Consider the following 23,014-nt stretch of genomic DNA (forward strand, 5'->3'; position numbering starts at 1 on the left):
AAGAGAATCTCCTTTCACAACCTAATGGTGAGCAGAAAAAATGCTCAAGTATCGGGTTGAAGGGGGAAACGTAACTTGAATAAACGATTATTCATGGTACCATTAACAGCCGTCATGACCCTGGGTCTTGCTGCATGTAACAGTGGAGAAGAAAAAGCTCAAGATCGTTACTCAGACTCCTACGAGCCACTCGGCTTCTACTCCAACGATGGACATGGCGGGGACAACAGGGACGAGAGGGACGGACCTCTGACTGAAATGTATGATCACTCTGCCGGAAAAGAAGGGCAGGATATCCGTCAAAAAAAACGCCAGTTCCTTCAAGTGAGGGACGAGAATGGAAATCCGAAGAACCCGTCCCGGCCGCTTGCTGATTATGACAAGAACTTCCTGGCAAGGGATGCCCGTGCGAGTCACGGGGATGCGAATTATCACGGACATCTTGATGATAATACCCGAACTGCAAGAAGATCCTATTATACAGCCTATGAAGGGGATCTCGCCGAGAAGATTGGCGAGGTGACGGGGAAGGTGGAGAACGTCAGTGACGTTCGTGCCGTCGCCTATGGTTCGGACGTCCTCATAGCCATTGAGCTGGATGACCATAGTAAGATCGAGGAAACGAAAGCACGTGTAAAAAAAGCCGTGCAGCCTTATCTAAACGGAAGATCGGTTTCAGTGGTGACGGATGAGGGAACCTTCAGCCGGGTAAGGAACATCGATAATGATTTACGCGACGGTGGTCCAAGGGACGCTCTCAACTTCGACATGCACGATATGTTCCGGTCGGTGAAGGACCGCATCAACCGATAAACAAGGATGGACTACTTAAAGAGTGAACGCTCTTGAGTAGTCTTTTTTTGTAGGAGAGGTCCGTCCCTAAAAAGTTTGGGGCAGGTTGGATATTCTTAACAGGCTTTGGTAAGACTAGTGGATAGAGCGTTACATAAATCAAGTTCGAGGTGATCACGATGACGATGAAGGTTCGAATCGTGTTTATGGTGCTGTTGTTAATCGGTGCGTTTTATTTCACGTTTTTTTATACAGAGGAAAAACAGGCTGCAGACGGCAGTTCCCTGGAGATGCTGAACGAAACCCCTGCTGAGGTTGCGTCCGCCCATACGGTCACGGTTATATTGGAACGCGTGTATCTGGACGGGGAAGTGAGTGAGGAAATCGTGCAGGAAACGATTTGGAGCATGGAAGACTTCTGGGCTGCGTATGATGACTGGCAGCTGATGGATATGACGGAAGAACAGATCGTGTTCCAGAAGAAAATGGATGATATTTCACCCCTCCTTAAGACCAATGGCTACTTCGGTATATCGGATAAGGGTGTACTGTCCATCTTTAACGGCAGACCCGGACAGGCGGAAATCATTCAATCCTTCTTCCAGATCGATGTAGGGAAGCTTGAGAGCAAGCGTCACGATGATCTCGTCAAAGGCATCCCCATTAAGTCGAAACAGGAGTATGAAGAGGTGCTCGAACAATATAAACCCTACTCCGTCCCAAAATAACAGCGAAGAACCAGTGCATATGCCACTGGTTTTTTATTTTATAGATTCCTCTGCCCAATCCCCGCATTCTTTGATAAAATAAGAACAGGTGTTTCTCTTTAGTCTCCCTTTCCCATCCCATCAAATAGTGATATGATACAATAGATTTTATATGTCTTTTTGAATAGGTCCTTTTCGTAAGGTTAATTGATATCTAGATGAGCAAGCAGTGGTTGATTTCCGCTCCAGGTGCTCGCTTTCCGTGGGGCTGGCGGTGAGCCTCCTCGGGCTAAAGCCCTGTGGGGTCTCACCTGTCCAGCGTTTCCCACAGGAGTCGAGCACCTTCCGCTTCAATCAACTGTCTAAGCAAATGTTCTTATAGGGTGGGAAGAGGTTATTTTCATTTGAAAAAGACCTTTTAGCTCTGTCACGAAAAAACTCTTGAAAGATGGTGAGGGGAACTGCGAAGACTCCTGCGGAAAAACGGGCGTGCCGAGACCCCGGAAGCGAAGCTGAGGAGGCTCGGCCGTTCGTCCGCCGGAAAGCGAAGCGGTTCCCCTCACCATCCAGCGCACTTTAATTGACAGAGCACAGGCAGATTCTATAATCAAAAATATCAATCTTTGCCAAAGTAGTCTTTTGAAAATGTAGATGAAAGACCAAGTAGTGGTATATATGGGGAGAGAATGGAATGTATGAGTATATAAAAGGGACGGTCAGTCAAGTGGGTCCCGAGTATGTTGTGGTGGAGAATAATGGAATCGGGTATCAGTTGTATACGGCGAATCCATTTGTGTATTCAAAATATCAAAATCAAGAGATTCAGATTTTTACATATCAGCATGTGAGGGAAGATCTTATCGCCCTTTACGGGTTTCTTGCCATCGAAGAGAAGCTCCTCTTTATGAAACTATTAAATGTGTCGGGGATCGGTCCGAAGGGAGCCCTGGCGATACTCGCTTCAGGTGCCCCCCAGCAGGTGATAACGGCCATTGAGGAAGAGAATGAAAGCTTCCTGACGAAGTTCCCTGGTGTAGGGAAGAAGACGGCCCGTCAGATGATCCTCGATTTAAAAGGGAAGCTGCAGGATGTTGTGCCTGATTACTTCCCAAGCCTGTTCTCAGATCATGAGGAGGCGGAAGTGTCCCTTGGCAAGGATGAGGCATTCGATGAAGCCATCCTTGCCCTTAAAGCCCTGGGCTACTCTGAACGCGAAATAAAGAAAATCACCCCTAAACTGAAAGGGGAAGGGCATTCGTCAGACGAAATCATCAGGAAAGCCCTTCAGCTTCTCTTGAAGTAAGGACTGCTATGAAAGGAGGAAGTCTCTATGGAAGACAGAATCGTATCAGGAGAATCGGAATTAAATGAAGATTCCTTTGAATATTCCTTGCGTCCTCAGACAATAAAACAATATATTGGACAAGATAAGGTTAAGCATAATCTTGAGGTTTTCATCGAAGCGGCAAAGATGCGACAGGAGACCCTGGATCATGTCCTGCTTTACGGGCCGCCGGGATTAGGGAAAACGACCCTGGCCACGGTCATTGCCAATGAGATGGGTGTGAACATGCGCACCACTTCAGGACCTGCCATCGAGAGACCGGGAGACCTGGCCGCCGTCCTTACGGCACTTGAGCCTGGTGACGTGTTGTTCATCGATGAAATCCACCGGCTGCCCAGGGCGATCGAAGAGGTTCTTTATCCAGCAATGGAAGATTTCTGTTTGGATATTGTCATCGGGAATGGTCCCAGTGCACGGTCTGTCCGTTTGGATCTTCCGCCTTTTACGCTGGTGGGGGCGACGACCCGCGCCGGTGCCTTATCGGCTCCCCTTCGAGATCGATTTGGTGTTTTATGCCGGTTGGAATATTATAATGAAGAACAATTGAATGAAATTGTTCAGCGGACAGCGGCGATTTTGAACACGAAGATCGAAGCGACGGCTTCTGAAGAATTGGCGCGGAGATCAAGAGGGACCCCGCGTATCGCCAATCGGCTGCTCAGGAGAGTAAGGGATTTCGCCCAGGTGAAGGGGAATGGGGATATCACCACGACCCTGTCACGGGAAGCCCTTGAACTTCTCCAGGTCGATAAACTCGGTCTCGATCATATCGACCATAAGCTTCTTAAAGGGATCATCGAGCGATTCAGGGGAGGACCTGTTGGACTTGATACGATTGCAGCAAGCATCGGGGAGGAGTCCCATACGATTGAAGATGTGTATGAGCCGTACCTTTTGCAGATTGGATTCATCCAGCGGACGCCAAGAGGGAGGATCGTCACTCATCTTGTGTATGACCATTTCCAATTGGAGGTGCCGGATAATTGACAGGGCTGCCTAAATTAGTCATGATCATCGGCGCGATCATCTTAGTGATCGGTTTCCTTATGCAATTCATCAAAATAGGGAAGCTGCCGGGTGACATCATCATCAAAAAAGAAAATGCGACATTTTATTTTCCACTTATGACTTCTATTCTGATAAGTGTTATACTTTCCGTTGTCTTTTATTTCCTCGGGAGATTTAAATAGGATTCATGAGTGAGATTTACATAAGCCAGGTGACGAACTGTGAAAGTAGAAGATTTTGATTTTCATTTACCAGAAGAATTGATTGCCCAGACTCCTCTTGAGAACCGTTCCGAGAGCAGGCTGATGGTATTGGATAAAGAAGATGGTTCCATGGAGCATATCCGTTTCAAACAGATCACCGAGTACCTCGGGGAAGGGGATTGTCTCGTCCTGAATGACACAAGAGTTCTGCCGGCCCGTCTTTTTGGGCAAAAAGAAGATACAGGTGCCAATATTGAAGTGCTCCTTCTGAAGCAGGAGGATGGTGACAAGTGGGAGACACTTGTGAAGCCGGCAAAACGGATCCGTGTCGGTACGGAGATCGTTTTCGGTGATGGCAAATTAAGGGCAACCTGCGTTGACTTGAAGGATCACGGTGGAAGGATCCTTGAATTCCGCTATGAGGGGATCTTTTACGAAGTATTGGATGAGTTGGGTGAAATGCCGCTGCCGCCGTACATCCGTGAACGATTGGAAGAACAGGACCGCTATCAGACGGTGTTTGCCAGGGAAAGGGGATCAGCGGCGGCGCCGACTGCAGGTCTCCACTTTACGGAAGAACTGTTGGAAGAGCTGAAGGAAAAAGGTGTACACATCGCTTTCATCACCCTCCATGTGGGACTCGGAACATTCAGGCCGGTTTCCGTCGAGACGATTGAGGATCATGATATGCATGCCGAATTCTATCAGGTATCGGAAGGGACCGCACGCCTCTTGAATGAGGTAAGAGCAAATGGAGGCAAGATCATAACAGTCGGAACAACCTCCACCCGCACTCTGGAAACCATTGCATCCAAGCATGGGACGTTTGTTGAAGAGAATGGCTGGACGAATATTTTCATTTATCCAGGCTATGAGTTTAAAGGGATTGATGGGCTGATCACCAACTTCCACTTGCCGAAGTCGACCCTGATCATGCTGGTCAGCGCCTTTGCGGGGCAGGACAACGTGATGCATGCCTATGAAACCGCCGTTAAAGAGAAGTACCGCTTCTTCAGCTTTGGAGATGCGATGTTGATTAAATAATGACCGATTGTAAAACCCAATGGAAATTGGAAGGAGAATTCCCAAGTTGACTGCAATAACATATGAACACATTAAAACATGTAAACAAACCGGTGCCAGACTGGGCCGGGTCCATACGCCACACGGTTCATTCGAAACGCCTGCCTTCATGCCGGTGGGCACCATGGCAACGGTAAAAACGATGTCCCCGGAGGATCTGAAATCCATGGAATCCGGCATCATCCTCAGTAATACGTATCATCTATGGTTACGTCCAGGTCATGAAATCATCAGGGAAGCGGGCGGCCTTCATAAATTCATGAACTGGGATCGCGCCATCCTGACCGATTCAGGCGGTTTCCAAGTGTTCAGCTTGAGTAAGCTTCGCCAGATCGAAGAAGAAGGAGTCCATTTCCGTCATCACTTGAACGGGGATAAACTCTTCCTAAGCCCGGAGAAAGCGATGGAGATACAGAATGCCCTGGGATCTGATATCATGATGGCGTTCGATGAATGTCCACCTTATCCTGCGGAATATGAGTATATGAAGAGTTCGGTAGAGCGTACCACGCGATGGGCAGAGCGTTGTTTAAAAGCCCACGAGCGCCCTCAGGATCAAGGATTATTCGGTATCGTCCAGGGTGGGGAATACGAAGAGCTTCGTAAGCAAAGTGCCCGCGACCTGGTATCCATGGATTTCCCTGGTTATGCCGTCGGTGGACTTTCTGTCGGGGAGCCTAAAGACGTCATGAATCGCGTGCTTGATTTCACCACGCCGCATCTTCCGTCGGATAAGCCCCGTTACCTGATGGGTGTCGGATCGCCGGATTCACTGATCGATGGTTCGATACGCGGAATCGATATGTTCGATTGTGTCCTTCCGACCCGCATTGCCCGTAATGGGACCCTTATGACAAGTGAAGGCCGTCTGGTCGTGAAAAACGCAAAGTATGCAAGGGATTTCAGGCCTATCGATGAGAATTGCGACTGCTATACGTGTAAGAATTATAGCCGTGCCTATATCCGTCACCTGATTAAATGTGACGAAACGTTCGGAATTCGCCTTACGACTTATCATAATCTTCATTTTCTGTTAAAATTGATGGAGCAAGTCAGACAAGCGATTCGTGAAGATCGTCTAGGAGACTTTAGGGAAGAATTTTTCGAGCAGTATGGCTTCAACCGTCCTGATGCGAAAAACTTCTAAAAAAGCATAACAATAAATAATGTACTTGAAAGGAGGGGAAAAAGAATGGGAAGTTTAGGAACAATACTACCTTTGATATTAATGTTCGTTCTGTTTTACTTTTTACTGATCCGTCCTCAGCAAAAGCGTCAAAAAGCGGTCTCAAAAATGCAAAATGAGCTTGCGAAGGGTGATAGAATCATCACGATCGGCGGTTTACACGGATCAATCGATGCTATCGAAGAAGGTAAAGTAGTCATCCTGTGTGGTGACGGCAGCCGTCTTACATATGATCGTAATGCGATCAGGGAAGTCATCAGAGCAGAACAGGTATAATAAAAAAAGGGTTTCTCTCCATGTGCCAAGGCACGTGGAAGAGGGACCCTTTTTTAGTATGTGATGGACTAGCCCTCCCTCGGACCGCCACTCATGTTTACACCGAGGATTCCCCCCATCATGGCCGTCAGGATATAGCAGCCGTGATAGATGAGCTGTTCCATTGAAAACAGGCTATCGTACCCCAGGTATTGAAATAAGAAAATGACGAGTGTGTAAATGAGTCCTGTCGAACCACCAAGCACCCAGCCTTTTGTCTTTCCTTTTCCACCAGACATAAATCCTCCAACAAACAAAGAAAGAAATGAAATGATCGTGACAAACAGTGTGATGGAGTTTTCAGTAAGATCCGTAAAACGGAGCAGCAAAGAAAACAATAAACTTGCGGCAATCGCTATGACAAATATGGTGGTGGTTCCGTACAGAACGGCACCACCCATTTTTTTTGCTTCGATGACGGTCCTCTCCCTTCTAAATCAATAATTTTATTCCGTATTAGTACAAGCATATTCATCGCGATGGTAAAAAAGACTAGAAATTTTATATGGTCAAGCCTCATAGACTAGTATGAAACTTCCTATAGAAGGAGGGCTGTGACCATGTCTCCGATGATCGTATTGATTGTGTTCGTTTCGGTTTATATCTTATTGATGTCAGAGAAATGGAATCGCGTCCTTGCTGCCATGGCCGGTGGGGTAGCCATGCTTCTGATCGGGGCTTTTCCCATTGAAAAGGCGCTATTTACGTATATCGACTGGAAAACCATCACGCTTCTGTTTTCCATGATGCTGATTGTCACCATCACAAGCAAAACGGGGATATTTGAGTATGTCGCCATTCGGATCGCCCAATGGGTGAACGGGAACGGGCTCGCTCTCCTGGTTTTGTTTTCCTTCCTGGCGGCGGTAGGTTCTGCGTTTTTGGCGAACGTGACGATCGCTATGCTGCTCGTTCCGATCTTGTTCAAATTGACCAGGCTCCTAGAACTTCCGCCCATCCCCTACTTGATCATGACGATCCTGGCATGTAACATCGGCGGGACGGCAACCCTTATAGGTGACCCGCCAAACATGATGATCGGCCAGGCCGTGAAGCACTTTACATTCAATAGCTTCCTTGAAAATCTGTTACCGGTTGTTCTGATGGTTTACGCCGTGACGCTTTTGATTATGTGTGTGGTATACAAGGAAGTGCTCCACGTGAAAGAAGACAGGAAACTGCTTCTGAAAGGCATCAAGCCCGAGGAATATTTAAAGAGGGACAATGGGCTCTTTCAGTCTCTGTTTGTACTTGCCCTCGTATTGGTGGGCTTTTCCGTATATCCGGTATTCCATCTTGACGTGACGACGGTATCGCTTGCCGGTGCAGTTCTCCTTATGCTGCTCCTCGAGAAAATTCATCCTCCGGAAAAGATTTTGAGAGAGGTGGAATGGGGGACACTCTTTTTCTTTATGGGCCTCTTCCTCCTGGTCGGGGGGATTGAAGAGGCAGGGTTCATAGATGAAATCGCACGTGAAATCCTGCGGGCGACGGATGGGGATATGAAGAAAACGGCCTTTGTGATCTTGTGGGGAACAGGTTTATTATCAGCTGTAGTCGATAATATTCCGTTTGTTGCAGCCATGATCCCCGTCATCCAGGAATTCGGTGAATTCGGGATGGTCAATATGGATCCCTTATGGTGGTCATTGGCACTGGGTGCATGCCTTGGTGGGAATGGTACACTTCTCGGATCTTCTTCGAATCTGGTCATTGCCGGACTCGCGTCAAAGGAAAATGTACATATCAAATTCCATCAGTACTTACTGATCGGGATTCCTGTCACCGTCATCTCCCTTGCCGTTTCCACCGTATATGTATACTTCAAATACATCCGACCGTTCATGGGTGGATAAAAATTCCTCCGATTTATTTTCTCCTTCTGTCGATACTACATAATGACATGTGTATGGGAGGGAAAAGTAGTGGAGGAATATTTCATCATCATTTTACGCACTCTTTTTCTTTACGTAATGATCATTTTCATTTTCAGAATCATGGGGAAAAGGGAAATCGGGGAACTGAGCATCCTGGATCTGGTCGTATTCATGATGATTGCCGAGATGGCGGTCATGGCCATCGAAGAACCAGAGGATCCCATCATTCATACAGTGCTGCCCATGGGGATCATCGTCCTCGTCCAGATCCTGTTTGCCTGGTTTTCCCTCAGATCTAAGTCTTTTCGGGAATTATTGGACGGAAAACCCACCGTCATTATCCATAACGGAAAAATCGACGACCAAGCCATGAAGAAACAGCGCTATAATTATGATGATCTGCTTCTTCAATTAAGGGAAAAAGATATTTTCAATCTGGCAGATGTCGAATTTGCGATATTAGAGCCATCGGGGAAACTATCTGTCCTTCAGAAAGATAAAAAGACCCCGCATTCCCTGACGCTGCCCCTGATCCTCGATGGACAGGTCCAAACCACCCATCTCGATATGATCGGAAAAACGTCCTTCTGGTTACGGAAAGAACTGAGAGAACGCGGATTCAAAAACGTACACGAAATCTCCTTCTGCAGCTTCCAAAACGGGCAATTTTACATTGATGAAAAAAACAAATAAAAATACTCCTCAACATCATGTTAAGGAGTATTTTCATTTGGGGAGACTATGGAGTGATGAATCGCCGGATGAATGGGATCCTGGCAAGGTCGTTTTTCACGATGAGTTTGAGGGTGATGGAGAGTACGGTGTAAACAGCCGTCGAAGTCAGGACGCCGAATAGCAAGCGGAATACGGTGGACTGACCATCAAATAAGTAAAGATAAGAAAAGTGTCCCCATACTCCGGTAATCAACAGGACTAACACCGTCTTTACGTAATCCCGGGCATAAATCGTCATCGGGATATATTTCAGGATGGTCAAAAAATGAAGCAGGGTCACGAGGAGGAATCCGGTGACGATCCCGAGAGCCGCCCCGTTGATGCCAAAAGCCGGCTGTGAGGCGAGGACAAAGATGACGCCGGTCTTCACCACGGCTCCTATCAGGCTGTTGATCATGGCGGCCCTTGCCAGGTTCAATGCCTGGAGCACAGCCTGCAATGGCCCTTGATAGTAATAAAATAAAAAGAAAGGGGCCATGATCATCAAGAAGCCTGCCCCGTTTTCATTCCCATACATGACCTGCATGAGCGGCTTTGCATAAACGTAGAGGATGACGACGGATATCCCGCCGGTGATCAAACAGAACCTGAGGGCCTGCTGAAGCCGGTGTTCGATTAAGGTGAAATTCTTTTGAGAGTTGGCTTCACTGATGGCCGGAACAAGGGATTGCGACAAGGAAAGGGTAACGAATGATGGAAGAAACAGAAGGGGAAGGGCATATCCCGTCAAGGAGCCATACTGTTTCGTCGCCATCCCTGCTGCCACTCCTGCAAGGGCAAGACTGTTCGCTACCACGATCGGTTCAAAAAACCAGGCGATCGACCCGATCATCCTGCTGCCAGTTGCCGGCAGGGCCACACTCATGAGTTCGTTGAATGTTTCCCGTCCATTTCGGATCGATTTAAAGAAATTGCGACGGATCTTGAACTTCTTCTTTACTTTAAAGCTTGCGAATAAATACAGAAGGGAAGCGAGTTCCCCAAGGACCGACGCCACCATGGCAGCGGCTGCTGCGTATTCAATCCCATAAGGAAGGAAGGTTTTGGTCAATACGGCAATCAGGGTAATCCGGACCACCTGCTCAATGACTTGTGAATAGGCGGAAGGTTTCATGTTCTGCCTTCCCTGGAAGTAGCCGCGGATGACCGAAGAGATCGCTACGATCGGAATGATCGGGGCAATGGCCACCAATGGATAGTAGATCCGGTCATCCGTAAATAAGACGTCTGTTAAATAGGGGGCGAGCAGGATGAGTGCCGGGGTGAAGATGAGAGATAGCCCCACGGTGATGGAAAGGGAGACGACCAATATTTTTTTTACCTTCCGGATATCTCCTTTTGATTCTGCTTCGGCTACGTTTTTTGAGATCGCTACAGGGAGCCCCAATTGAGTGATGGTGATGACGAGTATGAGGGTTGGGAAAGCCATCATAAACAGGCCGACGCCTTCTTCCCCGATGAATCTGGCGACGACGATGCGGTTCACGAACCCTAATATTCTAGTTATAAAGGCGGCCATCATTAAGATCATGGTGCCTTTCAGAAATTTTGACATAAAATTCCCTGCCTTCTCAAAATTGGTATTATCGTTTACAATGATGTATATGCATAAGGGTGGACAAAGCATGACAAGTAGTGAACAATTCGGGCTGAATATAGCCCAAATGGGGTGGACGGGGAATGAAGAATAATCAGCATCCTTACGATCGTTTTTATGAATCATTAGTACCAGCGCTTGTAAGCAAAGTAGAAGAATTTGAAATTCTTGGATACGGAAAGGCAGACGCTGACCGCCTATGGTCCTACTTAACGAAGAAGAAATGGAAGAAGCCTGAAGTGGATGTAAAGTTCTTTCAGTTAGTGAGTGATGTGTTAACGGTCAAACCCGGTGAGTATATGAGCTTTGAAACAATCGAAGCGTACAGGTCTCCCAATTGGTTTGCAGAAGTGAATGAAGATGAACTGAACGAGCTTCTTCGCCCGAATAAGAATGGAAAATAGCCCGAAAAGAAATTGACACTCATTTCTTTCTCATAGATAATGAGAAAGGTGAAGTTTTCAGGAATTATATTACTTTTTGAAGCACATAGTTCGTATGGTTTTTTAAAACGGCAAGGAGGATCTATACATAATGGTAAAGCGTGGCCGAATCATTGCCTTCTTTATACTTGTGGTATTGCTTGCAGGTACTATGGGAGGCACAACGAAGAGTATTGTAGATAACATTAAACTGGGATTGGACCTGCAGGGCGGATTTGAAGTTCTTTATGAAGTTCAGCCGATCAAAAAAGGCCAGGAAATCACGAAAGAGACCGTCGCCAATACAGCCGATGCACTCGACAGGCGTATTAACGTATTGGGTGTCAGTGAACCGAATATCCAAATCGAAGACGGGAACAGAATCCGTGTTCAACTGGCCGGTGTCGAGGACCAGAACGAAGCAAGGGAAATCCTCTCCACTCAAGCCAATCTGACGTTCCGCGATGTGAACGATAAAGTCCGGTTGGACGGATCGGATCTTGAGTCTGGATCTGCGAAACAAACGTTTGACGACAAAAATAATCCAATCGTTTCATTAAAATTGAAAGACCGCTCAAAATTCTATGAATTAACGAAGGAAATTTCAGCTATGTATCCACAGAACCAGCTTGTCATCTGGCTGGATTTCGAGGAAGGAAAAGATTCATACAAAGCTGAAGTGGGGAAAGAAGATCCGAAATTCATCTCGGACCCTGCTGTAAGTAAGCCGATCAACTCGGATGAAGTCATCATCGAAGGGAACTTCACGGTTGAAAGGGCACAGAATCTTGCATCCCTTCTAAATGCAGGGGCACTTCCGGTCAAACTGGAAGAGAAATATTCAACTTCCGTGGGAGCGCAATTCGGTCAGCAGGCCCTGGATAAGACAGTGACTGCGGGAATCATCGGGATTGCCATCATTTTCTTATTCATGATCGCCTACTACCGTTTCCCGGGACTGATCGCCACGATCACCCTTTCTGTTTATATTTACTTGATTCTGTTGATTTTCGATCTCATGAACGGGGTCCTGACCCTGCCGGGGATCGCAGCCCTCATCCTTGGTGTGGGTATGGCCGTCGATGCGAATATCATCACATATGAACGGATCAAAGAAGAAATGCGGGTCGGGAAGCCGATACGCTCGGCCTTCCAGGCAGGGAATAAATCTTCTTTCCTAACGATCCTGGATGCCAACGTAACGACAATCCTTGCAGCGGCTGTCCTCTTCTTCTATGGGACAAGTTCGGTCAAAGGATTCGCAACGATGCTGATTGTCAGTATCCTGATAAGTTTCATTACAGCGGTATGGGGTTCACGACTGTTACTCGGCCTTTGGGTAAACAGCCGTATCTTTAATAAAAAGCCGGGCTGGTTCGGGGTCAAAAAATCCGAAATCAAGGACCTGGCGGAGAACTACGATACGCTGGATCTCCCTACTCGTTTTGACCGCTTTGATTTTGCAGCGCAGAGAAAGAAATTCTTTACCCTGTCAGCGGTACTCATCACAGCAGGGATCATCATCCTGGCCATCTTCAAACTGAATCTCGGAATCGACTTTGTCAGTGGGTCCCGTATGGAAATCCTGGCTGATCAGAGCTTGAAGACAGAACAGGTCAAAGATGAACTGAAAGAAATAAAACTGCCTTCTGATGATGTCGTCATCTCGGGAGACAAAGATAACATTGCCGTCGTCCGCTATACGGATGACCTGAATAAGGATGATATCGCTAAACTGAAGAATCATTTTAACAAGCTTTATGGAGCTGAGCCGAGCATCAGTACCGTATCTCCTGTTATCGGGAAGGAACTAGCACAGAACGCGATGATCGCAGTGGCGATCGCTTCTGTCGGGATCATCATTTATGTCACACTCCGCTTCGAATGGAGAATGGCACTGGGTGCGATCCTTGCCCTCCTGCATGATGCATTCTTCATCATTGCATTCTTTAGTCTGACCAGGCTCGAAGTGGATATCACGTTCATTGCTGCCGTCCTGACGATTGTCGGTTATTCGATCAATGATACGATCGTCACCTTTGACAGGCTCCGTGAAAATCTTCATAAGAAACGTCGTTTGAAGACGGATAAGGACATTGAAGAAGTGGTGAACCAGAGTATCAGACAAACGATGGGCCGTTCAGTCAATACAGTATTGACTGTCGTGTTCACGGTCATCGCACTCATGATCTTCGGAAGTGAGTCGATCCGTAACTTCTCCATCGCTTTATTGGTCGGGTTGATTTCAGGTACCTATTCTTCCGTATTCATCGCTTCACAGGTATGGCTCGTGATGAAGAAGAAAGAATTGAAGAAAAAAGGAACCATCAAGACCGTAAAAGAAAAGAAAACGTGGTCGGATGAACCGCAGGTATAATAACGATCAGAGGTCCGGGAAGTATTTCTTCCCGGACCTGTCTTTTTTTGTTTTTTTACGGCATTGGGTTACACTAATAGGAGTTAAAAGGGAGGCGACGCGAATGAATCATGAGGATCGTTTTAAGAAAGCGGAATTTGCTGCCATGGTTGGTGTGGTGGGCAATATTGTACTGGCGGTGATCAAGTGGGCGGCAGGCATCATGGGGAATAGCCGGGCACTGATTGCCGATGCGGTTCACTCTGCATCGGATGTAGCTGGATCCCTTGCCGTCTTTATCGGGCTGCGTGCTGCCAAGCAGCCACCCGATCAGGATCATCCTTATGGTCACGGCAAAGCGGAGTCCATAGCGGCAATCATCGTGGCTGTCCTTTTGTTCCTTGTAGGGATCGAAATAGGGAAATCATCGATTGAATCCTTCTTCCACCCTCTCACGCCGCCGACAGCGATTGCGATTTACGCCGTCATTTTTTCCATCATCGTGAAAGAAGCGATGTTTCAATACAAATATCGTTTGGGTAAAAGGTTAAAGAGTGATGCATTGATCGTGAATGCTTATGAGCATCGTTCGGATGTGTTCTCTTCCATCGCGGCACTGGTCGGGATCTCGGCTTCCATCCTTGGCGGGAAGTTCGATATCGGCTGGCTTGTTTATGCGGATCCTGTTGCAGGAATATTCGTTTCCCTGCTTGTCCTCAGGATGGCCTGGCATCTGGGGGCGGAATCCATACATACGACCCTCGATCACGTCATGCATGATGAGGATGTACTGCCTTTTCGGAAAATCGTGGAGACTGTCCCGGAAGTGAAGGAAATCAACGAGCTTCATGCAAGGGAACACGGACACTACGTCATCATCGATTTGAAAATCAGCGTCGATCCTTACATGACGGTAGAGGAAGGTCACCGTGTCGGGAAGAGGGTCAAAGAGAAGCTCCTGAAGGAATCCAATGTGAATGATGTATTCATTCATATCAATCCATTCAATCCTGTTTCTGAAGAAAGTGATGATCAAATAGACTTAACTTAAAGGGAGGGAAGTCTTATGAAGTTTCAATGGACATTATTATTAGGTATTTTCTTTGCATTGGTCGTATCGATTTTCGCCGTCATCAACGTCGACCCGGTCACCGTCAATTATCTGTTCGGTGAATCAGACTGGCCTCTTATATTAGTTATACTCGGTTCTGTCCTGATGGGCGGCATCATCATCGGTTCCGTAGGGCTGTTCCGATTATTCGTCGTCCAGCGCAGGGTCAAATCCCTTGAAAAGGAAAATATGCTGCTGCGGGAACAGGCAGAAGGGATGCACAAGGAAAAGACCGAAGATATCCCCTTAAAAAAACGCGCTCCCGATTCGGTAGGGGAAGTGGGAGAATAAATGAGTCTGGTGGCTGTTGCCGCCGGGCTTTTTTGTTTTGGTCTGGGGCGTTTGATTGGATTATAGATAAATATGTCATTCGGCTGGATTCTGTTGGATTTCGGCCGGATTTTCAACCATTACGGCTGGATAATGGCGTAAACCCGCTGAATTATTCCCGATTCCAGCTGGTTTTTCACCGAAAACGGCTGGATTACCACCCAGGGCGATCTTGAAACCACGTCCACTCATCCTACATCCTCTTCACTGACTTTCATTAACATTGAAACAACCCCCTCACTTTTGTATAATGAGTAAGGCTGAGGGGTGAACGTATGTTAAACTCAAAAACACGTTGGATATTGACAGAATCAGATGAACATAAAATAGCAGAATTGGCAAATGAATTAAAAGTACCTTCGCTTGTAGCGAAATTATTGATAAACCGTGACCTACATGATGTCGAAGAAGCCCGGAATTTTTTATTTGATTCAGGCGACTCATTTCACGACCCATTCCTATTTGAAGATATGAAAAAAGCAACGGAACGAATCCATAAAGCCATCGAAAACGGGGAAAGAATTCTCGTTTATGGTGACTATGACGCAGATGGAGTCAGCAGTACGTCGGTCATGATGACGGTACTGAGGGATTTGGGCGCCGTGGTGGAATTCTATATCCCGAATCGGTTCAGTGAAGGATACGGTCCGAATGAAGTGGCGTTCCGCTGGGCGAAGGATGAGGAGTTCTCGCTCATTATCACGGTCGATACAGGAATCTCTGCCGTGAACGAAGCCAGACTCGCGAAAGATCTCGGGATGGATCTGATCATTACAGACCACCATGAACCCGGACCCGAATTACCGGAAACGTATGCTCTGCTACATCCAAAGGTAGGAGAAGCAGCCTATCCATTTGGGGAACTTGCCGGGGTAGGGGTGGCATTTAAATTGGCCCATGCCCTTTATGGTGAGCTGCCAACCCATCTTCTGGATCTTGCCGCGATAGGAACCATTGCGGATCTCGTTCCTTTGAGAGGTGAAAACCGCCTTTTGGCTAAACGGGGTCTTGCCGTGCTCCGGGGTTCTAACCGACTGGGGATCAAAGCTTTATGCAAAATCGCCAATGCGAAACAGCAGGAGATCACCGAAGAGACGGTCGGCTTCATGATCGCTCCACGGATCAATGCCGTCGGTCGTTTAGGTGATGCCGATCCGGCCGTTGACCTCATGCTTACAGAAGACGAAGAAGAGGCAAAGGCACTGGCAGAAGAAATTGACGGCTTAAATAAAGAAAGACAGGCGATCGTCGCCCAAATGACCGAAGAAGCCGTTGAGATGGTGGAAAGTGACTTCCCACTGAAGGATAACCATGTACTCATCATTGGAAAAGAAGGCTGGAATCCGGGAGTTGTCGGGATTGTGGCTTCCCGACTTGTCGACAAGTTTTACCGACCGACCATCGTGCTCAGCTACGACTCTGAAAAAGGGACAGCGAAAGGGTCTGCGAGAAGCATCGTTGGTTTTGATCTGTTTAAAAATCTTTCAACCTGCCGGGATATCCTTCCTCACTTTGGAGGACATCCGATGGCTGCCGGAATGACGCTGCAATTAGACGATGTAGCTCAGTTGAGAAGCCGGTTGAATGAACTGGCTGGCACGGAACTGACACCAGAAGACTTCATCCCTGTCACCCAACTCGATGCTCCTGTGACAGTGGACGAAATCTCTGTGGAGTCGATTGAAAAGCTTCAGCTTTTGGCACCTTTTGGGATGAAGAATCCTAAGCCTAAGTGGATCATCGATGATGTGAGCATCGAACACTATAAAAAAATCGGATCTGCGCAGAATCACCTGAAGCTCGTTTTGGAAGACAAAGGGGTCCAACTTGATGGAGTAGGATTTGGACTCGGGGAACTGGCTGACCATATGACGCCTTTTTCAAAGGCGTCCGTCATTGGTGAATTATCCATCAATGAGTGGAACAACCGCAAGAAGCCCCAGGTGTTTTTACATGATGTGAAAATCGATCATTGGCAATTATTCGATGTCCGGGGAATCAAGCAGGTCCATAAATGGAACGGACTCATCCCTGAAGAAAATAAGAAGATGGTTTGTTTCCACCCATCCACATTGGACAAACTGAATCTGCCGAAAGAGGAAGTCATCCTCTTGGAGGAAAGCTCGACGCTTGATGGGTTATCAACGGAGAAAGCGAGCCTTGTGCTGTTGGATCTGCCGAATTCCAAGCCTTTGCTTGAAGAGCTTTTGAAGAAGGGGCGTCCTCATCGGATCTATGCTCATTTCTTCCAGGAAGAAGATCATTTCTTCAGTACGATGCCGACCCGTGACCATTTCAAATGGTACTATGGATTTTTAACCAAGCGGGGATCCTTCGATGTCAATAAACACGGCGATGACCTGGCGAAATACAAAGGCTGGTCAAAAGAAACAATCGATTTCATGTCACAGGTGTTTTTTGATTTGAAGTTTGTTACAATAGACAATGGATTTATTTCTCTTAATCCTGCGAAAACCAAGAAAGATCTTTCTGAATCTCGAACATATCAGAAGAAACAACAACAATACGAGCTTGAAAACGAATTGTTATATTCTTCCTATCAAGAGTTGAAGACTTGGTTTAATGAAAGGATAGAAGAGTCTGTTACAATTGAGGAGGAAGTAGAAGCATGGACTTAAAACAATATGTTACAATCGTTGAGAATTGGCCAAAAGAAGGGATCAAGTTTAAAGACATCACAACCCTTATGGATAATGGTGATGCTTATAGATATGCTACAGACCAAATCGTGGAATATGCAAAAGAAAAGCAGATCGACCTGGTTGTAGGACCGGAAGCCCGTGGATTCATCATCGGATGCCCAGTTGCTTATGCACTTGGTGTAGGCTTTGCCCCTGTCCGTAAACCTGGTAAGTTACCACGTGAAACGATTCAGAAGGAATACGGCCTTGAGTACGGTAAAGATGCATTGACTATCCATAAAGATGCGATCAAGCCCGGCCAGCGTGTCCTGATCACGGACGATTTACTGGCAACCGGCGGAACGATCGAAGCTACGATCAAGCTTGTGGAAGAACTGGGTGGAATCGTTGCAGGGACTGCGTTCTTAATTGAACTTACGTACCTTGACGGCCGCGACAAACTTGAGAACTACGATATTATGACATTAATGCAATACTGATTCCATTTATCAAATCTGATAAAGGTATGGAATGTGTGATATACTGAAATAAGGGACTGACAACTGGTTAAAGTGTCAGCCCTTATTTTTTTAATTCAAGAAGAACAGAATCGACATTTATCGACAAAAATAGTTGGATTCTGAGAATTTTCTGCGAAACTCTTTACAGAAGCTGTTTTTTTTTTGATAATAGTAACAATCATTAAAATGGAACAATCGTGAACTATATTAAAATACAAAGGTGATTTTGATCATGGCTAAAGATCAAGTACTAACCCCGGAACAGGTTATTGATAAAACAAAAGCATACTTAAATGATGAGCATGTTGAAATGGTCCAGAAGGCATATGAGTATGCAAGGGATGCCCACAGTGAGCAATACCGGAAGTCTGGTGAACCCTACATCATCCATCCCATCCAGGTGGCAGGGATACTGGCGGACCTGGAGATGGATCCGGCAACCGTTGCTGCTGGGTTTCTTCATGATGTCGTGGAGGATACAGGCATTTCCCTCGGTGAAATCGAGGAAGCGTTCAATGCCGAAGTGGCCATGCTCGTTGATGGGGTCACGAAGCTAGGAAAGATTAAATACAAATCCCATGAAGAGCAGCAGGCTGAAAATCACCGGAAAATGTTTGTGGCGATGGCTCAGGATATCCGGGTCATACTGATTAAATTGGCAGATCGCCTCCATAATATGAGAACCCTGAAACATTTACCACAGGAGAAGCAGCGGAGAATAGCAAATGAGACACTTGAAATCTTCGCTCCTTTGGCCCATCGGTTGGGGATATCAAAGATCAAGTGGGAATTGGAAGATACGTCGCTCCGGTATTTAAATCCTCAACAGTATTATCGAATTGTCAATTTGATGAAGAAGAAGCGTGCGGAGCGTGAACAGTATCTAGAGGAAGTCGTCAATGAAGTGAAAGATAAGCTGGGCGATGTGAAAATCGTGGCTGAAATTTCTGGACGGCCAAAGCATATTTACAGCATCTATCGTAAGATGGCCTTGCAGAACAAGCAATTCAATGAAATTTACGATCTCCTGGCCGTCCGTGTTGTAGTAGACAGCATCAAGGATTGCTATGCTGTACTCGGAATTGTTCATACATGCTGGAAACCGATGCCCGGAAGGTTCAAGGATTATATTGCCATGCCGAAACCGAATATGTATCAATCCCTTCATACGACGGTCATCGGTCCTAAAGGCGACCCACTGGAAGTGCAAATCAGAACCCTTGAAATGCACCAGATCGCTGAATACGGGGTAGCGGCACACTGGGCGTATAAAGAAGGAAAAGAAGCGAATGAACCTGTTTCATTCGAGAAAAAGCTATCCTGGTTCAGGGAGATACTCGAGTTCCAGAATGAATCGGCCAATGCTGAAGAATTCATGGAATCTCTTAAAATCGACCTGTTTTCCGATATGGTCTTTGTATTCACGCCTAAAGGAGACGTATTGGAATTGCCATCTGGCTCCGTCCCTATCGACTTTTCCTACCGGATCCATTCGGAAATCGGCAATAAAACGATCGGTGCCAAGGTCAATGGGAAGATGGTCACGCTTGATTACAAGTTGAAGACAGGGGATATCATCGAGATCCTCACGTCCAAACATTCGTATGGTCCGAGTCAGGATTGGCTGAAGCTTGCCCAGACGTCCCAGGCGAAGAACAAGATCAAGCAGTTTTTCAAGAAACAGCGCAGGGAAGAAAATATTGAAAAAGGCCGTGAGCTGGTCGAAAAAGAAATCAAGAATCAGGATTTCGATGTGAAGGAAATCCTGAATCCGGAAAACATCAAGCGTGTGTCGGAGAAATTCAATTTCTCAAACGAAGATGATATGTACGCAGCGGTCGGCTATAACGGGATCACTGCGGCTCAAATCGCCAACCGGCTGACGGAAAAACACCGGAAAAAGCGGGAACAGGAAGATAACCTGGAAGAAACGATGAAGGAATTGAATGCCCAGCCCGTCAAGCGCAAGAAAGATGCGGGTGTACAGGTGGAGGGCATCGACAATCTCCTAATCCGGTTATCCCGTTGCTGCAGCCCGGTTCCCGGTGATGAAATCGTCGGCTTCATTACAAAGGGCCGCGGCGTTTCAGTGCATCGTGCGGATTGTACGAATGTCATGGCGGATGAAGTGGAACAGCGCCTCATCCCCGTATCTTGGGAGAGCGACGGGAACGACCGTAAAGAATACAATGTCGATATTGAAATCTCCGGCTATGACCGCAGAGGGCTCCTGAATGAAGTGCTTCAGGCGGTGAATGAAACGAAGACGAATATATCGGCTGTGAGCGGGAAATCGGATCGGAACAAAGTGGCCACCATCAATATGTCCATTTCGATTCAAAACATTTCCCATCTTCACAAAGTGGTAGAGAGAATCAAACAGATTTCAGATATATATGCTGTAAGACGAATCATGAACTAAAGGAGATTTCTTTATGAGGGTTGTACTGCAGAGAAGTAAAGAAGCCTCCGTCACTGTCGATGGAGAAGTAAAGGGGGAAATCCGCTCAGGCGCTGTACTGCTTGTGGGGATCACCCATGAAGATACACAGGAAGATGCCCGTTATGCGGCAGACAAAGTTGTCAATCTCCGCATTTTTGAAGATGAAGAGGGGAAGATGAATCATTCACTCCTTGATCTAGGGGGAGAGATCCTATCCATATCCCAATTCACCCTGTATGGCGATGTGCGTAAGGGAAGAAGACCGAATTTCATGAATGCAGCCAAACCCGACCATGCAGAAGTGATTTATGATTATTTCAATGAGGTCCTCGCGGAAAAAGGGGTGAGGGTGGCAACAGGCGTATTCGGTGCCATGATGGATGTAAACCTGACGAATGATGGTCCTGTTACACTTTTAATCGAGAGTAAAACCTGATAAAAAGGCTGATTCCACTATCGGAATCAGCCTTTTTTAGTTGAATGGACATCACTTTGAGAAATAATCACTCAGACCATGATAGATGGCCGTTGCAGCCAAATCTTGAAAATATTGAGTATTTACATTGGCCTCTTCTGATGGGTTGCTGAGGAATCCCAATTCCAACAGGACAGCGGGCCGGTTGTTTTCACGGATGACATGATAATCCCCGATACGGACACCCCGGTCTGATGTTGGCAATCGATCCGAGAGGCTCTCGTGGATCTTCTCTGCCAGCTCTTTCTGCTGGTTCTGATAGTAGTAAGTCGTATGACCTGCTATGGAAGAATCCATGATGCTGTCAAAGTGTATGCTGACAAAGGCGTCTGCCTGATTATAATGGGATAATGATACCCTTGATGGTAACGATACATATTCATCGGTTTTTCTTGTTAATTTGACCTTTGCGCCTGCGCTTTTCATCTTCTCGGCAAGGAGTTCGGCGGTCTTCATGGTAAGAAGCTTTTCAAGTGTACCACTTGCTCCCGTAGTACCACTGTCCCTTCCTCCGTGCCCGGGATCGATCACGATCACTTTATCTTCGAGACCACCGCTTTTCTTGCGGGCAGGCGTCGTGTTTTCACCTGCTGCAGAGCGGACCGAAACGACCCAGCCTGCTACAAACCCGGCACTGCCATCGGCTAATTCCACCTCATACCAGTCTCCATCCTTACTCTTTACCTGGTAAGACTCTCCACTTGAAGCTCGTTTGACCACACTTGCCTGGGTGTTTGCTTCACTGCGGATATTTGTCCCGTTGTATAGAATCGTGATGTTCTCATTCGAGCTGTTACTTTCGTGGGCGGCGGCTGTCACCGTTTTCTGGACATACCACCCGGCAACCCACCCTTTATCTCCATTCGGGAGCTTGATTTGATACCAATTATTTTTCTCTTTTAACAATGTGAATTTCTCACCCTTGGATACTTTGCCGACAATCCGGCCGTTCAGGGAGGTTTCATCACGGACATTGAGACCGTGTACCGAAATGATGCCGACAAGCTCTCCATCAGAGGTTGATTCCTCTTCAGGTGGTCTTGTTTCAGCTTCATCAGAACCGGTAGAGAACTCTACGTATGAATCACTGATCCATGCAACCTCGCCACCGAAAGTGATCTCATACCAACCGGAAACACTTCCGGTCACCTCTATCTCATCCCCCTTATTCAAAACGCCAAGGACGGAGCTCTGCAGGGATGGTGATGTTCGGACATTCAAGGCGTCATCTGTGATGATCCCTTTTTGGCTCACCTTTTTTTTCCCTTGGGCGGCTTCTGTTCCTGTTATGTAATCACGGTGGACCCATCCCATGGTGCTTCCTGATTCAATGTTCAGCCAATCTCCATCTTCTTTCATTACAGTCACAGTATCTCCCTTTTGCAATACCGTCACGACGTCATCTGAAGTGCTTGGGCCACTTCTGACCCGGAGACCGTCTGTGTTCACCTTGCCACCTCGAGGGGAGGGATCAGCAGAAACAGACTTATCCACTGTCACGAGCCAATCGGCCACCCAGCCGTCCCCGCTATTGGTTTGGACTTTATACCAATCTTTTTGCGTGTCTACTATTTTGTACTCATCCCCCCTATGTACCGTTGTCAATACGGGGAAGCTCAGTCCCGGTCCTGTCCGGACATTAAGGGTCGAGACGCTGATCGTGACCTTTCCGGTTTCAGCCTGTGCCTGATCCATGAGGGGCTGCACCTGGAACATCAGTAGCACAATCAACATTGATGCGATTACTTTTTTAATCTTCGTCACCTCCTGTACGAAATACAAACACCCATAGTAATATCGGATTTTCCTGCTCAAGTGTTGAACACCATCTGTCCATTTTTTTAAAAGAATGGGTGTTCCTGAAGA

22 protein-coding genes are annotated in these 23,014 nt (G+C 46.9%); 18 read left to right on the forward strand and 4 right to left on the reverse strand.

Features of this window, described 5'->3' with window-relative positions; genetic code table 11:
* Positions 1 to 75 precede the first annotated feature (75 nt).
* From ATG71_RS11700 to yajC, 8 genes are all read left to right on the forward strand, one after another.
* The gene (locus ATG71_RS11700; RefSeq protein WP_098439751.1) at positions 76 to 813 is read left to right on the forward strand and encodes a YhcN/YlaJ family sporulation lipoprotein; all 738 of its coding nucleotides are present in this window, start codon (positions 76 to 78) and stop codon (positions 811 to 813) included.
* Positions 814 to 971: 158 nt separating this feature from the next.
* Entirely contained in the window at positions 972 to 1,520 is a 549-nt protein-coding gene (locus ATG71_RS11705; RefSeq protein WP_094075151.1) for an intercompartmental signaling factor BofC, read from the forward strand.
* Positions 1,521 to 2,190: 670 nt separating this feature from the next.
* Positions 2,191 to 2,802, forward strand: a complete 612-nt coding sequence (ruvA, locus tag ATG71_RS11710; protein ID WP_060670823.1) for a Holliday junction branch migration protein RuvA — start codon at positions 2,191 to 2,193, stop codon at positions 2,800 to 2,802.
* Between the two features lie 27 nt (positions 2,803 to 2,829).
* Positions 2,830 to 3,831, forward strand: a complete 1,002-nt coding sequence (gene ruvB, locus ATG71_RS11715; protein WP_098439752.1) for a Holliday junction branch migration DNA helicase RuvB — start codon at positions 2,830 to 2,832, stop codon at positions 3,829 to 3,831.
* Positions 3,828 to 4,034, forward strand: a complete 207-nt coding sequence (locus tag ATG71_RS11720; protein ID WP_098439753.1) for a DUF2905 domain-containing protein — start codon at positions 3,828 to 3,830, stop codon at positions 4,032 to 4,034. Before ruvB ends, ATG71_RS11720 begins: the two co-directional genes overlap by 4 nt.
* A 39-nt stretch (positions 4,035 to 4,073) precedes the next feature.
* Entirely contained in the window at positions 4,074 to 5,099 is a 1,026-nt protein-coding gene (gene queA / locus ATG71_RS11725) for a tRNA preQ1(34) S-adenosylmethionine ribosyltransferase-isomerase QueA (RefSeq protein ID WP_098439754.1), read from the forward strand.
* Between the two features lie 19 nt (positions 5,100 to 5,118).
* Positions 5,119 to 6,285 carry a tRNA guanosine(34) transglycosylase Tgt gene (gene tgt / locus ATG71_RS11730; RefSeq protein ID WP_179886521.1) on the forward strand — a complete coding sequence of 389 codons (1,167 nt, stop codon included), beginning with the start codon at positions 5,119 to 5,121 and terminating at the stop codon, positions 6,283 to 6,285.
* A 45-nt stretch (positions 6,286 to 6,330) separates the two neighbouring features.
* Complete coding sequence (gene yajC, locus ATG71_RS11735; protein ID WP_098439756.1) at positions 6,331 to 6,600, forward strand: preprotein translocase subunit YajC; 270 nt, start codon at positions 6,331 to 6,333, stop codon at positions 6,598 to 6,600.
* 68 nt (positions 6,601 to 6,668) lie between these two features.
* On the opposite strand, the gene ATG71_RS11740 is transcribed toward yajC, so the two are convergent.
* Positions 6,669 to 7,040, reverse strand: a complete 372-nt coding sequence (locus ATG71_RS11740; protein WP_098439757.1) for a TIGR04086 family membrane protein — start codon at positions 7,038 to 7,040, stop codon at positions 6,669 to 6,671.
* 159 nt (positions 7,041 to 7,199) lie between these two features.
* On the opposite strand from ATG71_RS11740, the gene ATG71_RS11745 reads away from it, so the two are divergent.
* Complete coding sequence (locus tag ATG71_RS11745) at positions 7,200 to 8,495, forward strand: ArsB/NhaD family transporter (protein ID WP_098439758.1); 1,296 nt, start codon at positions 7,200 to 7,202, stop codon at positions 8,493 to 8,495.
* Positions 8,496 to 8,564: 69 nt separating this feature from the next.
* Complete coding sequence (locus ATG71_RS11750; RefSeq protein ID WP_286162988.1) at positions 8,565 to 9,209, forward strand: DUF421 domain-containing protein; 645 nt, start codon at positions 8,565 to 8,567, stop codon at positions 9,207 to 9,209.
* 46 nt (positions 9,210 to 9,255) lie between these two features.
* Here the strand turns inward: ATG71_RS11750 and spoVB are convergent, their stop codons facing one another.
* Complete coding sequence (spoVB, locus tag ATG71_RS11755) at positions 9,256 to 10,806, reverse strand: stage V sporulation protein B (protein ID WP_098439760.1); 1,551 nt, start codon at positions 10,804 to 10,806, stop codon at positions 9,256 to 9,258.
* A 125-nt stretch (positions 10,807 to 10,931) separates the two neighbouring features.
* On the opposite strand from spoVB, the gene ATG71_RS11760 reads away from it, so the two are divergent.
* The 4 genes from ATG71_RS11760 (at position 10,932) to ATG71_RS11775 (ending at position 15,028) form a co-directional block, all read left to right on the forward strand.
* Complete coding sequence (locus ATG71_RS11760; RefSeq protein ID WP_098439761.1) at positions 10,932 to 11,252, forward strand: post-transcriptional regulator; 321 nt, start codon at positions 10,932 to 10,934, stop codon at positions 11,250 to 11,252.
* A 130-nt stretch (positions 11,253 to 11,382) separates the two neighbouring features.
* Positions 11,383 to 13,647: a protein translocase subunit SecDF gene (gene secDF, locus ATG71_RS11765; protein WP_098439762.1), complete on the forward strand. Its 2,265-nt coding sequence runs from the start codon at positions 11,383 to 11,385 to the stop codon at positions 13,645 to 13,647.
* Between the two features lie 103 nt (positions 13,648 to 13,750).
* Positions 13,751 to 14,677: a cation diffusion facilitator family transporter gene (locus tag ATG71_RS11770; protein WP_098439763.1), complete on the forward strand. Its 927-nt coding sequence runs from the start codon at positions 13,751 to 13,753 to the stop codon at positions 14,675 to 14,677.
* A 15-nt stretch (positions 14,678 to 14,692) separates the two neighbouring features.
* Positions 14,693 to 15,028, forward strand: coding sequence for a LapA family protein (locus tag ATG71_RS11775; RefSeq protein WP_098439764.1), 336 nt, complete (start codon positions 14,693 to 14,695; stop codon positions 15,026 to 15,028).
* 75 nt (positions 15,029 to 15,103) lie between these two features.
* On the opposite strand, the gene ATG71_RS23375 is transcribed toward ATG71_RS11775, so the two are convergent.
* Complete coding sequence (locus ATG71_RS23375; RefSeq protein WP_179886522.1) at positions 15,104 to 15,259, reverse strand: hypothetical protein; 156 nt, start codon at positions 15,257 to 15,259, stop codon at positions 15,104 to 15,106.
* An 83-nt stretch (positions 15,260 to 15,342) separates the two neighbouring features.
* Here ATG71_RS23375 and recJ point away from each other — a divergent pair, with 83 nt between their 5' ends.
* The 4 genes from recJ (at position 15,343) to dtd (ending at position 21,109) form a co-directional block, all read left to right on the forward strand.
* A complete protein-coding gene (recJ, locus tag ATG71_RS11780) occupies positions 15,343 to 17,706 on the forward strand; it encodes a single-stranded-DNA-specific exonuclease RecJ (RefSeq protein WP_098439765.1) in 2,364 nt (787 codons plus the stop codon).
* Positions 17,697 to 18,209: an adenine phosphoribosyltransferase gene (locus tag ATG71_RS11785; protein WP_060670793.1), complete on the forward strand. Its 513-nt coding sequence runs from the start codon at positions 17,697 to 17,699 to the stop codon at positions 18,207 to 18,209. Before recJ ends, ATG71_RS11785 begins: the two co-directional genes overlap by 10 nt.
* Positions 18,210 to 18,462: 253 nt before the next feature.
* A complete protein-coding gene (locus ATG71_RS11790; protein WP_098439766.1) occupies positions 18,463 to 20,652 on the forward strand; it encodes a RelA/SpoT family protein in 2,190 nt (729 codons plus the stop codon).
* 13 nt (positions 20,653 to 20,665) lie between these two features.
* The gene (dtd, locus tag ATG71_RS11795) at positions 20,666 to 21,109 is read left to right on the forward strand and encodes a D-aminoacyl-tRNA deacylase (RefSeq protein ID WP_098439767.1); all 444 of its coding nucleotides are present in this window, start codon (positions 20,666 to 20,668) and stop codon (positions 21,107 to 21,109) included.
* Between the two features lie 51 nt (positions 21,110 to 21,160).
* Here dtd and ATG71_RS11800 read toward each other — a convergent pair whose 3' ends face one another.
* Positions 21,161 to 22,963, reverse strand: a complete 1,803-nt coding sequence (locus ATG71_RS11800; RefSeq protein ID WP_142953478.1) for an N-acetylmuramoyl-L-alanine amidase family protein — start codon at positions 22,961 to 22,963, stop codon at positions 21,161 to 21,163.
* Positions 22,964 to 23,014 lie beyond the last annotated feature (51 nt).

Origin of the sequence: Bacillus sp. es.034, from assembly GCF_002563655.1 — a bacterium.
Lineage (GTDB): Bacteria > Bacillota > Bacilli > Bacillales > Bacillaceae_B > Rossellomorea.

Coding starts and splice junctions, on each gene's coding strand:
- secDF (WP_098439762.1), top strand. CDS start 11,383: ATGGTAAAGCGTGGCCGAATCATTGCCTTCTTTATACTTGTGGTATTG.
- ATG71_RS11740 (WP_098439757.1), bottom strand. CDS start 7,040: ATGGGTGGTGCCGTTCTGTACGGAACCACCACCATATTTGTCATAGCG.
- yajC (WP_098439756.1), top strand. CDS start 6,331: ATGGGAAGTTTAGGAACAATACTACCTTTGATATTAATGTTCGTTCTG.
- recJ (WP_098439765.1), top strand. CDS start 15,343: ATGTTAAACTCAAAAACACGTTGGATATTGACAGAATCAGATGAACAT.
- ruvA (WP_060670823.1), top strand. CDS start 2,191: ATGTATGAGTATATAAAAGGGACGGTCAGTCAAGTGGGTCCCGAGTAT.
- tgt (WP_179886521.1), top strand. CDS start 5,119: ATGGAAATTGGAAGGAGAATTCCCAAGTTGACTGCAATAACATATGAA.
- ATG71_RS11770 (WP_098439763.1), top strand. CDS start 13,751: ATGAATCATGAGGATCGTTTTAAGAAAGCGGAATTTGCTGCCATGGTT.
- ATG71_RS11785 (WP_060670793.1), top strand. CDS start 17,697: ATGGACTTAAAACAATATGTTACAATCGTTGAGAATTGGCCAAAAGAA.
- ruvB (WP_098439752.1), top strand. CDS start 2,830: ATGGAAGACAGAATCGTATCAGGAGAATCGGAATTAAATGAAGATTCC.
- spoVB (WP_098439760.1), bottom strand. CDS start 10,806: ATGTCAAAATTTCTGAAAGGCACCATGATCTTAATGATGGCCGCCTTT.
- ATG71_RS11790 (WP_098439766.1), top strand. CDS start 18,463: ATGGCTAAAGATCAAGTACTAACCCCGGAACAGGTTATTGATAAAACA.
- ATG71_RS11705 (WP_094075151.1), top strand. CDS start 972: ATGACGATGAAGGTTCGAATCGTGTTTATGGTGCTGTTGTTAATCGGT.
- ATG71_RS11745 (WP_098439758.1), top strand. CDS start 7,200: ATGTCTCCGATGATCGTATTGATTGTGTTCGTTTCGGTTTATATCTTA.
- ATG71_RS11775 (WP_098439764.1), top strand. CDS start 14,693: ATGAAGTTTCAATGGACATTATTATTAGGTATTTTCTTTGCATTGGTC.
- dtd (WP_098439767.1), top strand. CDS start 20,666: ATGAGGGTTGTACTGCAGAGAAGTAAAGAAGCCTCCGTCACTGTCGAT.
- ATG71_RS23375 (WP_179886522.1), bottom strand. CDS start 15,259: ATGAGTGGACGTGGTTTCAAGATCGCCCTGGGTGGTAATCCAGCCGTT.
- ATG71_RS11760 (WP_098439761.1), top strand. CDS start 10,932: ATGAAGAATAATCAGCATCCTTACGATCGTTTTTATGAATCATTAGTA.